The organism is Nocardia sp. NPDC051463 (assembly GCF_040681975.1).
GTDB lineage: Bacteria > Actinomycetota > Actinomycetes > Mycobacteriales > Mycobacteriaceae > Nocardia.
Genome location: NZ_JBFBAB010000015.1, coordinates 41,820 through 56,520 on the forward strand (window position 1 = coordinate 41,820; position 14,701 = coordinate 56,520).

The 14,701-nt window shown below is 61.8% G+C and carries 13 protein-coding genes and 1 tRNA gene; 6 read left to right on the forward strand and 8 right to left on the reverse strand.

Translation table 11 applies throughout. From position 1 onward, the window contains the following. Positions 1–95 precede the first annotated feature (95 nt). A complete protein-coding gene (locus AB0M74_RS20295) occupies positions 96–869 on the forward strand; it encodes a DUF2637 domain-containing protein (protein WP_366527818.1) in 774 nt (257 codons plus the stop codon). A gap of 194 nt (positions 870–1,063) precedes the next feature. Beyond that, entirely contained in the window at positions 1,064–1,519 is a 456-nt protein-coding gene (locus AB0M74_RS20300) for a hypothetical protein (protein ID WP_366527819.1), read from the forward strand. Between the two features lie 1,421 nt (positions 1,520–2,940). Here the strand turns inward: AB0M74_RS20300 and AB0M74_RS20305 are convergent. Together AB0M74_RS20305 and AB0M74_RS20310 are read right to left on the reverse strand one after the other, a co-directional pair. Beyond that, a complete protein-coding gene (locus tag AB0M74_RS20305) occupies positions 2,941–3,918 on the reverse strand; it encodes a hypothetical protein (protein WP_366527820.1) in 978 nt (325 codons plus the stop codon). A gap of 625 nt (positions 3,919–4,543) precedes the next feature. Beyond that, a complete protein-coding gene (locus AB0M74_RS20310) occupies positions 4,544–5,374 on the reverse strand; it encodes a TIGR04255 family protein (protein WP_366527821.1) in 831 nt (276 codons plus the stop codon). A gap of 505 nt (positions 5,375–5,879) precedes the next feature. On the opposite strand from AB0M74_RS20310, the gene AB0M74_RS20315 reads away from it, so the two are divergent. From AB0M74_RS20315 to AB0M74_RS20325, 3 genes are all read left to right on the forward strand, one after another. Then, a complete protein-coding gene (locus tag AB0M74_RS20315) occupies positions 5,880–6,239 on the forward strand; it encodes an HNH endonuclease signature motif containing protein (RefSeq protein WP_366527919.1) in 360 nt (119 codons plus the stop codon). Between the two features lie 581 nt (positions 6,240–6,820). After that, positions 6,821–8,263, forward strand: a complete 1,443-nt coding sequence (locus AB0M74_RS20320; protein WP_366527822.1) for a DNA sulfur modification protein DndB — start codon at positions 6,821–6,823, stop codon at positions 8,261–8,263. Positions 8,264–8,501: 238 nt separating this feature from the next. Next, on the forward strand, positions 8,502–8,729 hold the full coding sequence (locus tag AB0M74_RS20325; RefSeq protein ID WP_366527823.1) for a hypothetical protein: 228 nt from the start codon (positions 8,502–8,504) through the stop codon (positions 8,727–8,729). Positions 8,730–9,426: 697 nt separating this feature from the next. Here the strand turns inward: AB0M74_RS20325 and AB0M74_RS20330 are convergent. Together AB0M74_RS20330 and AB0M74_RS20335 are read right to left on the reverse strand one after the other, a co-directional pair. Then, entirely contained in the window at positions 9,427–10,605 is a 1,179-nt protein-coding gene (locus AB0M74_RS20330; RefSeq protein ID WP_366527824.1) for an XRE family transcriptional regulator, read from the reverse strand. Further along, a complete protein-coding gene (locus AB0M74_RS20335; RefSeq protein ID WP_366527825.1) occupies positions 10,520–11,194 on the reverse strand; it encodes a hypothetical protein in 675 nt (224 codons plus the stop codon). Before AB0M74_RS20335 ends, AB0M74_RS20330 begins: the two co-directional genes overlap by 86 nt. A 429-nt stretch (positions 11,195–11,623) precedes the next feature. Here AB0M74_RS20335 and AB0M74_RS20340 point away from each other — a divergent pair, with 429 nt between their 5' ends. Continuing rightward, the gene (locus AB0M74_RS20340; protein ID WP_366527826.1) at positions 11,624–11,857 is read left to right on the forward strand and encodes a hypothetical protein; all 234 of its coding nucleotides are present in this window, start codon (positions 11,624–11,626) and stop codon (positions 11,855–11,857) included. A gap of 228 nt (positions 11,858–12,085) precedes the next feature. Here the strand turns inward: AB0M74_RS20340 and AB0M74_RS20345 are convergent, their stop codons facing one another. The 4 genes from AB0M74_RS20345 to AB0M74_RS20360 form a co-directional block, all read right to left on the reverse strand. Continuing rightward, the gene (locus tag AB0M74_RS20345) at positions 12,086–12,295 is read right to left on the reverse strand and encodes a hypothetical protein (protein WP_366527827.1); all 210 of its coding nucleotides are present in this window, start codon (positions 12,293–12,295) and stop codon (positions 12,086–12,088) included. A 1,255-nt stretch (positions 12,296–13,550) separates the two neighbouring features. After that, positions 13,551–13,622 (reverse strand) — tRNA-Val (locus AB0M74_RS20350). Positions 13,623–13,651: 29 nt separating this feature from the next. Then, positions 13,652–14,131: a peroxiredoxin gene (locus AB0M74_RS20355; protein WP_366527828.1), complete on the reverse strand. Its 480-nt coding sequence runs from the start codon at positions 14,129–14,131 to the stop codon at positions 13,652–13,654. A 75-nt stretch (positions 14,132–14,206) separates the two neighbouring features. Then, positions 14,207–14,629, reverse strand: coding sequence for a DUF3052 domain-containing protein (locus AB0M74_RS20360; RefSeq protein WP_366527829.1), 423 nt, complete (start codon positions 14,627–14,629; stop codon positions 14,207–14,209). Positions 14,630–14,701 lie beyond the last annotated feature (72 nt).

Consider the following 14,701-nt stretch of genomic DNA (forward strand, 5'->3'; position numbering starts at 1 on the left):
TCCGGTGAGGCCGTCGGAGCCGGGCGGCGTTGGGGTCGGTCAGGTCCGGCGTGGAGCCCGTGGTCCGCGTCAACCGACCGAGAGGGATACGAACGATGAACACGTCTACCGGTGTCCAGCCTGTCCACCGGCCGTCAAGCGGCCGGATGGATGCCGCCGAATTGACCGCGCTGGCGATGACGATCGTCATCGGCGCCGGAGCGTTCGCGTGGTCGTTCGCGGCGCTGACCGAGCTGGCGGTGATGGCCGGGATTACACCGCGTCTAGCGTGGGCCGGACCCATTTTTGTTGACGGTGCGATTGTCCAGTCCGCTGTGGCCCTGGTTTCGTTGCAACGGCGTAGCCGCCAACGCGTCGAGATTCCCCGCGCGACGCGTTGGTTCTTCTGGGGCGAGTTGTTCGCCGCCGAACTCATCAGCGTGGTCGGAAACGGCTTGCACGCTGCGGAATCCGGCCAGCGGATCTTGCCCGCGACGATCGCGGCATGTGTTGCGGGTGCCGCACCGCTGTTCGGCCTGGCCGCCACGCACGGGCTGACCGCGCTGATCGAGGTTCCCCGTAACCCGGCACCCACCCCCGAGGACGAGTTGACGGCGGTTCACGCCGATTCGACACGGCTGGACACCGAGTGGACGGGACTGGACACCGACGGGACAGGGCTGGACAGCGGGCAGACAGTCGACGCCGCAACAGTGGACAGCGATCCACTCGCCGAGCGTGACGCGGAGATTCTGCGCCGCAGTGCGGCAGGGGAGTCGACGCGCCGGATCGCCGCCGCGGTCGAGTTGTCGCATTCCCGTGTCGCGCAGATCATCGCGGCCTCCAAGGTGGACGACGCCGGTGGGGAGGTATTGAGCCTGGTTCGCTGACCGATTGCCTGGTGGTGCGGGAGGGTGTGCGGCGGTCCCTCCCGCGTCAAGGGCGCAAGCGTCGCCGACTGGCGATGGCCGTTGCGGCCACCCTGGACCCACGAGCCTCTACCACCCCACGGGCAGAGCCCTACAGGGCAGGCAGCGAGCCTGCCCCCTCATCCCTTCACCACCTCGACCACAGGAGAAACATCATGACGAACACCTTGACCGACCTGGACCAGATCAACGCCGAGCTGATGGGCGCCGGTGCCCGCAATCCGTTCGGTCGCGATGTCGAAATCGGCACGATGGTCAGCGGCGAAATCGTCGCGGTCGTACGTCGGCATCGCCACAACAGCCAGGGACAGCCGCTGTACTGGGTCAACCGCAAGCCAATGGTCGCCCAATCCGGAGACCCGGTCATCGACTCCCAGCTGATCCTCGAGATCGAAGCCGGGGAGCTTCAGGACGACACCGATGACGGTCTGCGGTCGATCACCTTGGACCGGGACGTGCAGCGCGCTATCGCCGCGGGCGTACGCCGCTCCCGCGCCGGTGGTGTCGCGATCGGCGGGCGCCTGGAGGGGCTGCTGTATGCCGGCCCTGTCGAGGGTGGCGGTTACGGCCGCAATTACGACCTGCGCGCCTACCTGCCGCCGACCGCATAGATCGACCACCCACGGAAGCCCGGCCGAGAAATCGGCCGGGCTTCTTCGTGTCTTCAGCCTCTCGGCTGGTCTTCTCTCCCTGACTGTTCCCCCGGCCCCTTCCTCCGCAGGCAAAACGAGCCCGGAACGGCGGTCGCTCAAGGGTGGCCGCAGGCCATCGCCGAAGGCGACGCGACGCCAGGAGCGCCCTTGAACGATTGCCGATCCGGGCTCACACTATCCGGCCGAGGAAGGGGCGATCCCGTCGTGGTTTCAGTGGATCGGCAGTCGATCTTGGTGCAGGTCGAGGCGCGAAAGACGCGCGACTTTCTAGCGAATCAGGCATACAAACGGGTGCGGGTTTTTCGCGTTCTCAACCACCATCCCACCCATCCCGTGAGCTGCGGTTTAGGGCGGGATTTCTGCTCACTCCCCACCCCCACCCAGTTCGACATCTCATCACCCACTTCGTGGTCAATGAGATGTCGAACTGGGTGGGGGTGGGAAGTAATCAGAAATCAAAGATCAAATAGGGGATGGGTGGGGTGATGGTTGAGAGAAAAAGAAGTGGTTGCGTTGGGTGGGCATCGGAAGGTTTGAGAGTGGGTTGCGTTGGCAGACGGTGACGGTGGTGACGTCGTGTGCGTCGGCGGAGGTCTAGGGCGCACGCGGCTACGAGCGGTGTTCAGGTCGTAGCGCGCGAGTCAGCCAGGTGCGTTAGTGGCGCGGTCGGAGCCCGCGGAAGAGCACCACGGCCTGGCGGCCGTGTGCCCCTGGGGGATGGCGCCTGCATTGTGTTCCCGCGCCCCTCCAACCTCAAGGGCGCTCCTGCGTCGCGTCGCCTAGCGGCGATGGCCTGGCGGCCACCCTTGACCTTGGAGCCTCTGCGCGGGAGGAGCGGGCGTCAAGGGGCAGGCCGGGGGCCTGCCCGGTGGAGGCGCAAGCGCCACCACCCAGGGGCAAAGAACTCGCCGCTGCTGCGGTCCGCGCATGGTCGTCAGAGTGTGAAGCACAAGGAGGTGCCCACGCGAGTCACGTTGTCTACCTGCGTCATTCAGGTAAACCGGATCACGTCGGAGTCTGAAGACAGTCGGCAGCAACTCACCAGCATCGAGGTGGCAATCACTTAGCGGCGGCTACCGGCGGGCCGCGCCGAATGTTGGTGAAAGGGTCGCCGATTCGCGGCGAAAAACCCGCACCTCGAACCGGCTAAAAGTGCTGATAGACATCCAAATCAGATCGGATCATACGGCTTCGGCCCAGAACGATACGTTGGCCTCGGCCGGAAAGTGGATGCGCTGGCAGGATGTGTTCGGTTGACGAGGTTGGCGGGTCGTAGGGGAGCTGGCAGTCGTCCGCTGAACGTCACTCCAGTGCGGCGCACGTTTGTCCCACCGCGACTTGGCACAACGGATCTTGCTCTCGCGACGTATCACACCGGGCTAGCAGAGGTGATCGACGTCGACGCGCTCAGTCCGCCGGTAGCGGGCGTATGACAGGTCGTCCGCGGAAAGGGCTTCTGCGGTTAGGGCGCCGCCGAGCACGGCGTTTCTAATGCTTAGATCAGTGCTCTCAGATGGTGTGCAGGAATCTGCCAAGGCCTCAGCGAAAGAGTCCCAAAGAAAGTACTTCTCAACGGGATCGGTTGTAGCGCTGAGCCGTTCGGCGATCTGTTGAGGTGTTCGGCAACCATTCGTACCTGTGTGGAGCCAGTTCTGCAGCGCTCCAGGTAGGTCTGGGAGCTCGTCATCTCCATAGACCGGGATGATGCCGGATTTCACGACAATCAAGAGGGTCAGCTCGTACGGTGCTTCGTCCCATCCGTTCCCCACCTCGATCCTCAGTTCAAGTATGTCGTCGAGAACGCGACCCATGGCTGAGCCCTGTTTGCCGGCGCTCTTGTAGGCGGCGTTCTCCAACTTGTTGATCCAGGGGACTACCTCGTCTGGAAAGGCGAAGCGGCCGAACTTCCGGGCTACTGCTTCACTGAAGTCTCGCACCTGCTCGTCGTTGCCAATGCCTCGCTTCATCGGGCGGCCGACGATCGCTGACTTTGCGACTGTGGCGACGACTTCTAGGTCTGCGAACGTCTGGTCGTCGATGGCAGGAAGGTGCGCATATCGAGGCATTTTACCTTTGCGGGCAAGGCCGCTGCGATCGCCGTCGATCTTGACGACCCTGGCGACCTGAACGTAGGTCCTGGTTTTCTGCACGACGTCACACGTTTGACTGATCAGCGCGACTCCGCAGGGTGTCGCGATCGACTCCCAGTCATGATCGGTTAGCACGGATAGCTGTGTGAGATCGACGAGCACATCACCTTGGCGGAACTCTTCAAGATGTGGGACCGTGCCATCCAGTCCGGCTCCTACCTCGGTCAAAGCTTTTGCGCCCCTCTCGATCTGGGCAGGTGCCCTCACAGCATTCTACGGCTCCGCGACGTTGCCATGACGTGCACCAAGATAGAAATCAGGAGAGTGTCGAGAACCTGAGATATCCCTGGATCCTCCGCTCCGGCGCGAGCGGAGCTGGTCAGCGAAACTAGTCCCGTCAGCGCTGGGACTCAGCATGGCGTTTCGAACCTGCTCGGCGTTGCTACTGTCATGCTCCCTGACGAAGGCGGTGATCTCGTAGAGGGTTTCGATGTTGGTAGCGTTCATTCGCGCCCCGTTCGCCCACATGTGCACCGAACGTCGAGATACTCCGAACAGTCGACCCAACTGTTCCCAGGTGAGGCCCGACGTCTGATGCAACCAGCGGACGATTTCGCCCGTGCTCTGAGAGTCGGGAGCGTCAGTGACAGGTCCCTGCTCGTTCGCTGTTGAGCTAGACCGTGGGTTGACCGCGATCAGGCCGGATGCAGTTCGGTCCGTAATTTGAATGCTTTGTAGAGGCGCGGCCTGAGTGCTGGGTGCTGTCGTGAGCAAGGGAGCAAACAACATGACTGTTGTGCCGAAGGTTGCGGCGGCGTGGTGGAAGGTGCTTCGTTGTGTGCTGTTGCGTGTCCAAGAGTCCCCGCCGAAGTCCTCTACCCAGGAAGCTCCCTCAATTGCGGGCATCGACGTCGCCTCCATACTCCGCCAGGAAGTCGCTAGTGACGGTCCAGCGGAAATACCGGTAGGTCCGTTCTGTTAGATGGCGGATCTGCTGGTTGAGCAACTGCCTGGTCAATGGACCGGAGTTGGTTTGTACGTAGGAGTCCAGATCAAGTACCCAGCTGCGAGAACTAGCCGGCGGAACTGTCGGGTCGAACGCCGCACCTGCAGGAAGGAGTCCCCATCTCGCCTGAAACCCTTCGCCATTCCCAAGCTCGTACGAGGCCTCGGCAATCGAGTGCTGTCGAGCCACGTTGCCGATGTCAGTGGTGATCTCGCCGACCATCTCAGGCCGGACGAGCTTGGAGATCCGGTCAATCTTCTCAGGATCTGCTATCCGATTGATGTACCGAACTCCGATACGTTCGTGATAGATCGGGTTGACGATCTCGCTGAAGGCCTCCCATGCCGAAGTCAGGCGATCGACGAACTCGGTCCGACTTGTATAGTGCCCTGTCGCGAGGGCAAAGAAGGTAGTGCTGAAGCTGATCATCCACTCCTTATTGGGCGAGTGGAGCTGCCAAAGAGTCGTTTGTTCCTGAACTGGCGCAACGCCAGCAGGTCCGACCTTGATGGAGGTTTCGTTCTGCTTATTGAAGATCGGGTACTTGCCTCGTAGGGAGGTGACGATCGCACGGACTGTCTCGTCGTCGGTGTCCCACAGCTGGGCAGCTTGCGAGAACCGCACTTGGGCGAGGACTTGAGCCAGTGGCGGACTTGCCAGGGGAACCTCACCCACTGGCTCTGAACCGAAGGGGCCTTCTACCACGTCCAACGCCATACTTCACACCGTACTTCACACAGGTATCGAGTGTGTCACGACGTGGCAATCCCGCCCCAAGAATTTGCTGACGACGGCGGCGGGCGCCGGCGAGGTGAGAGCTGAACCGCTAGCTGTTCTATCTCATGAGATTGGTGTGTTCGGTTTGGGGCGGACCCACCGTGTGATGGATCGGGGGTGTCGGGCTTGGTTGATGAGCACAAGCGTGGTTGCTTGTTGAGCCGGATTCGGGTGAGGTCGGCCTTCGGGGCGCCGACGATCCGGGGAATGTGTCGGTCCCCGTCCGTACGCTAAGCCATCCATCTTGGCGCAGATCGGAGGACGGCGGAGTGGCTGAGGGCAGGGCATGGTCGTTGTTGACGAAGATGGAAGGCCGCTCCTGGGTGAATCGCCCCGACGCTGCGATGTTCAAGGCTTGGAGAAGCTGCTGGATCGTGTCTCGGTCTTGGTCCCCGCTGTACCGCAGGAGAAGAAGTCCCCACCTGCTGGGGGCCGCCGGACTGCGATGGTTCGGGTTCGTAAAGGGCAGGACAAGTTTCGTGAATCTCTCCTACAACGTGACGGGTTGGTCTGTGCGGTCACCGGACCGTGTCCAGCCAAGGCTCTTGAGGCCGCTCACTTGCGTGCATTCGCCACGCACGGAACCCACGATCCGGATGAGGGACTGTTGCTGAGGGCTGACATCCACAGCCTCTTCGACGCTGGTCTTATCGCCGTGGATCCGACGACGATGAAGGTTGTCGTGGCACCTGCTCTGAAGGGCTATCCGGGTTACGCTGGCCTTCAAGATGTTTCGATCTCTCCAGGCCCCTTCGCGAAAGCGCTAGCTGACCATCATCAGGAGGTCGCATCTGCCTGGGCATAGCCGAACTGGTCACCGACTCAGCGGGCGCAGTGATGTGTCCGTGTCCGAGGACGGCCAACGAATATGTTGGGACCTTGTTGGCCTCCAGCACAATTGGTGGCCGTCAGCTGCTTCGGTCGGATGCCTCAAGGAGAGCCTCGGGCGGGTTTTCCCCGCCTCGGGGCGGTCGCCCGCGAGGCTTCCGGCATGACCACGCTGCTCTGTTCGGGATCCGCTGTCAGTGCATTGGTTACGGACGATCCGGACATTGCCGACGCACATCTGTGCGTTTCTGCGATCTTGAACTAAGCGATAGCCGACGCGTAGCTTCCTGCAACATTCTCGAACCGAAGGCGCGCGCCCGAACTTCAGTGCCAAAGCTCCTGTGCGCTGGCAAGATTAGGTGCGATGCACCATGTCCCACTGGTTGCAGAGGCGTCGCCCTAAGGCCTCGACCTAAGGTCGTTGTGAAAAATTACGCCGGCCTTTTTTTGCTTGCGCGCCAGGCTCATTGACTTCATATAGGCCGGCGGAATACAGTCTCCGGCATCGCCTGCGGTCCACGCTGGCGCGGAACCCGCTAGCACGACGATGAGGACGATATGAGCGACGATGCCGAAGGCGTGCAGCTGGCACCAAGTGTCGACATCGACGCTCTGCGCGGTCGGATCGGACAGCCAATCAAGCTTCAGAAGAACGGGATTCGCACCTGGGCCGGCAAGATGGAGAAGATCGTCTTCACAGCCACCATGAAGGAGATCGGCGAGCACCTCAACTTCGATCGTCTGCTTGAACGTCGCGACTTCGATATCGAGAGCCAACGGGCCGGCAACCGCGATGTGGCCGACACACACTGGAAGAAGATCGAAGCCTTCCTGTTGGAGACGGACCGACCGTTTCTGGGAATGTTGACTGTGGCGATGCCGCGGGACCAGGTGACCATCGAAGAGCTGAGCGTCGTCGGGATGGGCTCGGACTTGGTCAAGCTGACCATCTACGCCGATGCAGAGAATCCTGTAATGGAGGATGGGCAGCATCGCAACATGGCGATCGCTGCGGCGTGGCGTCAGGTGCGAGACCTTACCGACGATGCGGACCCACGCCTGCTCAAGGCTCGCAGACGGCTTGCCGACGCCAGCGTCACCATCGAGATGCTATTCGAGGACGACCCGGACGTACTGTCCACGATCTTTGTTCAGATGGCCAGTACTAAACCGATCAGTCCATCATTGATCGCGGTCATGGATAAGACGAGTCTGCCGAATCGGCTTGGGTCGTACGTGATGTCGAATTCTGACCTCTTCAAGGATTCGTCCGTATACCTGAGCACCAAGGCAGCCAGGGCATTGGCGAAAGAAAAGGGCCAAAGCTTCGATCCGCTCTACGCCGCCGCCGCCGTCCGCAACACCGCTGCGAATATCGCGGGTGTCGGTGTCCGAGACCGCACACCTGAGCAACGCGAAAACATTCTCCGCAGCATCGTCGAGCAGCGGCAACTACGCGATGGCCTTGGAGAGGCCGCCGCCCTGACATCCGTCGGAGACGAGGTCGTCGCCACGATCGACTATGCCTACAGGAACATGCCGGGATGGCGAGATGTGGCCAACGGCGAGTCGACCATCAGCGCGTTCAAGGAAGATTTCGTTCACGGTGCGGCCAGTGGTCTCTACACCGTCGCTACCGCTCTGGCAGCGGCCCGCGTCGCGGGTGTCTCGCCCGAGCTGGTGATCGACGTGATGGCTGAGTCAATCCCCTGGCGGCGCGATGCACTTCGCGAAGTCGAGGTCGAGGGCAATCGCGTCCTTGTGCACGAGTTCTTCGAGAACACATTGGTCCTCACCACTCTCGGCAAGGACGCCGAGTGGAAGGTAGGTACCGCAGGTGCGCAACGCAGCACCTACGAAAAGGCCATCGACAAAGTCCTGCGTCACTTGGCGGCGGAAGACAGGCGGCTTCGGCCCCTGGCGGAACGCTCGACCCTTATCAAGCTCGGCCTTGAGTCTGCAACCCCCGGAAAACGGGGCAGGCCGAGGAAGGCGGTGTAGAAATCCGTCACTGACGTCGGTGTTCCGGCGCTAAGAAAGCGCCTGTTCGCCTCGCTGAAGGTGTAGGGCAGTCTGCTGTGACGGCTTCCCTATACCTGGAGCCCACCCGGGCCTTCCTTTGATCTTCTGGTTTTCTCTCACTCTCACTCTCGCTTTGCAGCGAGCCTCGGCTCGGTCGCGTTCCGCGGCCGTCGCGGCCGTCAACACGGCCGTCACCAGTGAAAGGAGATCGTCCCCCGTGGACGAGAACGAGGAGAATGGAGAAGGCCCGCAGGACTCCGACCACCTGGAGCGGGCTTCCCGCGCGCACCGGTGGGATGCTGCCGTCAAGACGTGCACGGTATGTGCTCTGATCCTGGATTCGACGATGATTCTGCTCCACGCAGACGCCGACGCCAGCCAGGCAACTACCGCCGCCCGACTGGCGTCCGCAGTGCTGCACGCGGTAATCGGTTTGCTGTCCTGAACCGCATGCAGTGAGGGATGAGTCTGGATCGTCGGTTGGCGCCGGCGATCCAGCTCGCTCTGATTATCGCATGCTCCGTCATCGGAGGCCGGTGGTGCAGAGGCTCCGGTCTCTGACGATTGGCCGCCGATCCGTCGACCTCCGGTGTAGCCGGAAGTGCCCTGAGCTGGCGAAGTAAACACCTCTAAACTTTCGTTTTACGCTCGGTGGCGAGCTGCTAACTTCGTGATCAGCACAGCGCCCATGCCGTTTGACCTTGTAAGGCACGTTCTTATATCGACTGCGCGGGACGCGATCGGTACGACACACCGCCGTCTACGTTCACGGGATGGCGACCTACGCCGCGATCCTGGAGAAGAACTCAGGCGGAAATCATTCGCCAGTGGAGACGATGCCGGCGAGATCCTTCGGGCGCACGCTATCCGGTGGCCGGATCCGGGCGGTCAGTCCGACTGGCGGAATATGTGAGGACGCTGTGTGGGCGACCGACGCGCGGTCTGGAGTTAGAGGAACTGCCTGACCCGGCCGATTGGTGGTCGACCCTATACCTGGGCAAAGCGTGTACAACCTGCCATGACCGCAGCCGTGGGTAGTTGGTTGGTGTCGTGAACCAGCCAGCGCAGGAACGCGACCATGTGCGTGTTGGGACTCGAGTCGACAGTCACCGCCGTGGAACCAACGTCATGAGGCACCACAGCTAGATCGCATGTAGCCGGTATCGGCCCGTAGGGTTGCTGTGGCTTGTGTCGCTGGTGACTTCGGTTTCTTGAGCGGCGCGCAACTCGGTGCCGAACGTCAGTGCATGCACATCGCTCAGAGGGATATCCAGCTCTTCGGCAACTACCCGGGCGCTGACCTTCGAACTCGACCGGTTGAACACCTGTGGAAACACTCGAGACATCTCATAGTTCGGCATCCCGCCGGGCTCCGATGACCGGAATCCTTGAGCGGACAACTCGATACAGATCTGACGGTAGGCCCAGTCGCTGATCCAGTCGGCTTTGTGTGCTGCCATTGCCAGCGCCATCGCGGACACCTTGAACTGGCTACGCACCGTCAATACATCCGCGACCGACGGGGTCGACGGCAGATACTCAACGATGCTCGCCGCCGGTACCAAGAACTCCGAGGCGAACGCGTCAGCTTCGCGCTCGATGGCAGCTGTCTCACACGGCTCGCCGTCATGCATGACGAGGTGGCCGAGCTCGTGGGCAAGGTCGAACCGTATCCGTTCTGGGGATTTGCGGCGCGCCAGGAACACATACGGTGTACCGGATCGCCACATCGAGTACGCATCGACTGCATCGGCAAACGGCGGCAAGCTGTAAACGCGGACACCACGAGATTCACACAGCTGCACAAGGTTCGGCAACGGCTTGGTTCCCAGTCCCCAGACACCACGCAGCAGTTGCGCGGCAGTCTTCGGGGCGTTGCCGGCCAGCGAGGGCAGCATCATCTCGGGAAGAGCGAACCGTTTGGAGATCCACCGGTCGATCTCCACGCCCGATACACCGGCCGCGACTGCCGCATCGCATTCGCGAGCACTAGCTCGCCGCGCAGCGCGGAAACGAACCTCGTCCGAGTCAAACACCGGCGCGCCACCACGATCGAAGTACCCGACTGGGAAGTCCAACACCCCCGCGAGCGCCGCGGCCACATGCCGCGGCGCCTCGCCCGCTTCGTATCGGGTAATTGTTCGGGGAATCACTGACAGCATCCGAGCCAGTTCGGCTTTCGTCATTCCCCGACGCATACGGGCGATCCGGATCCTGTCCGGATCCAGATACGCCTCAGCCGACTTCGACGACCTCGAAGTTAACGTCTTGTCCCCCGATGTCGCGCGGCCTCGCGCTGTCACTGTCCGGCCTCCATTCATCGAGGACTACTCGCACCTTCCAACCTGTGAATTGGCCGTCTTTGAACCCGAGCGGCAGTGATACTTCCACACGCACAGCATCGGTGTCGCGGTGGTACACGAGGAACCAAGGTCCGTGTGGCGGCTGGTTGCGCAGGTCACTGTCGTGGTCGCCTGCGCCGCCGCGAAGTGCTTGGACGGTGATCAGCGGCACTGTGCCGTTCACTGCCTCTTCGGTGGCTCTCCCTCGGCGGCGTGCAGCAGATGGGCCACTGGGATGGTCGATTATGCCAGTGACCTCGTTGCCGCCGACGACGGACAGCGTGAACGCCCCATCCTTTCGTTGGGAGATGGGACGATTTTTCGGATCGGCTCCGGTCCACAGCTTCGTTACGGCCAGTCGTTCGCGCATCGTGCCGACGACATGGATCCACCGCATGAGACCAGCGGCAGTGATCGGGTGATGTTTGGTCATGTTGCCTGCCCAGGTATCGCCCGCCTCGATGGCGGCCGCGATGTCCGGGACCATGATGCCCATGTGGCTGAGATACGAGGCGGCGTCCGGAGGCTCGATCACGATCGGGTGATGAAACGGTACTGGCTGACTCACGGTGCTGATACCTCCGTCGCGCCTCAATTTTCTGTTTGAAACCGGTCAATGACCAGGTCAAGGGAAGATTAACACATGTGTCTATAGCATCGGCGCCCAATGGTTGATTCGAACCTGAACACGTATATAGTTGCGCGCCAACGGTTTGCCGGTCGGCGGCACGGGCTTCCGGGCGAAAGAGCGGCGGGCAGGCTTGTCGGCGGGTGCGGTGATGATTCGGGTATGGAGCCTCGCCCATATGACCAGGGCGGCCCGTCGATGGCGCACCTGGTCACACTCGATGACGAATGGAACCCTGACCGCGGACACCACCTCACTGCGTGGTGTGACGGGTACTCGACATGCACCGACTGCGCCGGAAACTGCCGGTGTGCCGCGGCGGAGGATGAGCCGCTGTTGGTCCCGTGCGCCGGCTGACGCAGACCGGTCATGGGTTTGATCACCGGGTTCCTACTGTTCGTGGCCGCGCCGCTGTGGTTGGACGCCATCCCCTGGGTCCAACTACTGGGCAGCCGTGGCGCTTTCGCGTTGGTCGCCGCGGCCTGGTCGGGGCTGATCGTCGGCTACCTGACTGCCACGGGCCCGCCGGTTGCTGCCGTGCTCGCGGGCCTGCTCACCGGCGCGGCGGTGCTGATGGAACTGGCCTTGAAAGTCGCCGATTAGGCGCGGTGTTGCTTCCCGAAATCATCAGTTGCGCTCGTGGAGGCTGCCACCAGCGAGGAGTTCGAACGCTTCGAACGGCCCATGTGAGCCGGAAGAGAACTCCAACTTTCTAACATTCAAGAATCTGTAGGTAGAATTTGGTCCAAGTTGGTCCAAGTTGGATCAGCTATTAAGAACGAGCCCCGGAGGCTCAGTGCCATCCGGGGCCGTCCAGCTAGCTGCGCGATCTCAGTTGTCTAGGCCGAGGATCGCCGCTAGTGCCTGCACCGCCAGCTCGGTGATCGTCTTGGTCGCTGAGCTGGCGGTGTTGCTTCCAGCCAGCAGCGAGTAGACGGTCACACCCGTGCGAACCCACGTCAGTGCGTCGTACACGGCATGGATATTGATCCGATGCCGTTGGGGCGGTGCTGTGTTCGATTCTGGCCGCGTATCTGCCACGCGCCTTCCTCTCCTTGTAGAGGCCCGCCACGGGAGTGCGACGGGCGAGACCACCCCGAACCCATCGGAGAGGCCCCGGCTGTCGCGCTCACGCATGAAGCCGCCGAAGCAAGGTGATCGGCCGAATCGGGTTCCCCCGGTTCAACACTGGCCGACTGGGAGCAATCTTAGTAGGCGCATGGGCGGATTCACTCATAGCGACCTCTGGATACGCGATGCGGAAACGACTGAGGCTCAGAACTGTTCGCGATCTGGGAACATGGGGGCTTTCGTTTTTCGTGTCGTGCTGCGGTATCCGGTTGCGCAGCAGGCCGGACCGAGCGGACGCAAGCCTCGGCACCCCGGCCATTGTTGTGGTGTAGTTCACAGTTGGCGGTGTCGTATCACTTGAAACCCAGCACCTCGGTGCGTTCGGGGAACAGGACGAAATTCCACCTATAAAGTATGTTTCCGTGGTCGCGGCGACTTCATACTCTGCCTTTGTCGGAGGCGGCGCTGGTTACATGGTCGTTGGCGCGGAAAATCGGCGGCGAGCTCCGTCAAACAGGCGGAGCCCCCATCGACGATGGTGCTGAGCATGTCGACACGATGTGAGCCGTAGTCAATCTACGTCCGTAGCCGATCATGAACTCGTCGGCGTCTGCCCAGTCGACTTGCTGTCGTCACGATGCAACCACTCAAGTTCACGACGGTATGTCCGGATATCTCCAGCTGAACCCGGATCTTCGGGTTCCAGGTATGGAGGCAGGGGGAGTGAAATCTGCGGAACTTCATCATCCTGATTAGTCATGCCCAGTTGGACACGACCGGGCAGGCCGTGGTTCCATCTGCGTCCTGTGACGACAGTATCGTCCAACCATGGATTGGTCGTGCCTGGCGCCGCACCGACGGCTTGAAGGCGCCACAGCGGACGCACCACGGCGCCTCGCGGAACTAGTGCACGACGGTGTCAACGACACCAGCGGCCTGGCCATGTTCACCGAGATCTGTCAGATGATGGGGCCGGGCGAATGTCTGCACTCTCACCACCGCCGAACTGGCGCAGATGGAGGTTGTGCCGGGCTGCTCTGTAGTTCGGCCAACGCCACGGCAGACAGTCCGAGTGTCCCTAACCAGAGTTTGCCGGCGCCGTGGCCAGTCGAGCTACTGGTTTCCTTGTGACTCCGCCGTGCCCTGCTCCATGTTTGCTCCACGGAAGGTGCGTGGAGCAACGGAGTTTTTGGTGACAATCGCTTCCTACCTGCATCTTCAACTGTGGGCGCAGAGGGGATCGAACCCCCGACCGCTGGTGTGTAAAACCAGAGCTCTACCGCTGAGCTATACGCCCGTGCTCGCCGGAGATCCGACGGCAACGGTTCATAAATCTAGCGCGGCGAGCGCTTTCTCCCAAGCCGCCTGGTCACGGGGCTCTCCGGGGCCGTTCATTTCGGCGAATCGGATGATTCCGTCCTTGTCGACGACGAAGGTGCCGCGGTTGGAGTAGCCGGACTTCTCATTGAAGACTCCGTAGTTCTGCGCTACGGCGCCGTGTGGCCAGAAGTCCGACAGCAGGGGAAAGACATAGCCCTGTTCGGCCGCCCAGATCTTGTGGGTGGGTGGGGGGCCGACGGAGATCGCGAGGATCTCGGCGCCGTCGTTCTGGAACTTCGGTAGCTCGTCGCGGACCTTGCACAGCTCACCCTGGCAGATCCCGGTGAACGCCAGTGGGTAGAAGACGATGAGCACGTTCTTCTTGCCGCGGAAGTCCGAGAGCGTGACTTCCTGGTTGTTCTGGTCCTTCAGTGTGAAATCCGGTGCGGCAGAGCCGACCTCGAGTGGGCCAACCTCACGTGGCATCGCGAATCCTCCATCGAGTCGGGCTTGCGCCGGGCGGCACGAAGGCCGCCCGGCGAAACCATAGCGAAAGACCGGTCAGCGCTGTTTCGAGGGCGCTTTCGGCTGCACCAAGCGGCTGCCTGCCCAATCCCCGAGACTGATAGCCGAGGTTTGCGTGAAGCCCGCGGGCGGTGCGGACTCGGCGATCTCACTGGGATCGACATGCCCCGAATTTCCGGTCTTCGGGGTCAGCACCCAGACGAATCCGTCGTCCGACAACTGCCCGGTGACTTCCATCAAGGCATCCACTAGATCCCCGTCACCGTCGCGCCACCACAGCAACACGACGTCCATGACCTCATCGGAGTAATCGTCGAGCAGCTCGCTGCCGATGGTTTCTTCGATCTCGGCTCGCAGGTCGTCGTTGGTGTCCTCGTCCCAGCCCAGTTCCTGGACAACCATGCCGTGAATAATGCCAAGCTTCTGAGCGTAGTTCTGCGCGTCCGCCGCGGCGACCACGGTGGTGTCCTCCTCAACTCCAGACAATAGGTAGTTGCAAGCGAACATGGTTATCGGCTCGAGCGCAAGCTG

Excerpts from the sequence above, each read along its gene's own strand:
- AB0M74_RS20295 (WP_366527818.1), top strand. The coding sequence starts at position 96 with ATGAACACGTCTACCGGTGTCCAGCCTGTCCACCGGCCGTCAAGCGGC.
- AB0M74_RS20300 (WP_366527819.1), top strand. The coding sequence starts at position 1,064 with ATGACGAACACCTTGACCGACCTGGACCAGATCAACGCCGAGCTGATG.
- AB0M74_RS20310 (WP_366527821.1), bottom strand. The coding sequence starts at position 5,374 with ATGGCGTTGGACGTGGTAGAAGGCCCCTTCGGTTCAGAGCCAGTGGGT.
- AB0M74_RS20315 (WP_366527919.1), top strand. The coding sequence starts at position 5,880 with ATGGTTCGGGTTCGTAAAGGGCAGGACAAGTTTCGTGAATCTCTCCTA.
- AB0M74_RS20320 (WP_366527822.1), top strand. The coding sequence starts at position 6,821 with ATGAGCGACGATGCCGAAGGCGTGCAGCTGGCACCAAGTGTCGACATC.
- AB0M74_RS20330 (WP_366527824.1), bottom strand. The coding sequence starts at position 10,605 with ATGAATGGAGGCCGGACAGTGACAGCGCGAGGCCGCGCGACATCGGGG.
- AB0M74_RS20340 (WP_366527826.1), top strand. The coding sequence starts at position 11,624 with ATGGGTTTGATCACCGGGTTCCTACTGTTCGTGGCCGCGCCGCTGTGG.
- AB0M74_RS20355 (WP_366527828.1), bottom strand. The coding sequence starts at position 14,131 with ATGCCACGTGAGGTTGGCCCACTCGAGGTCGGCTCTGCCGCACCGGAT.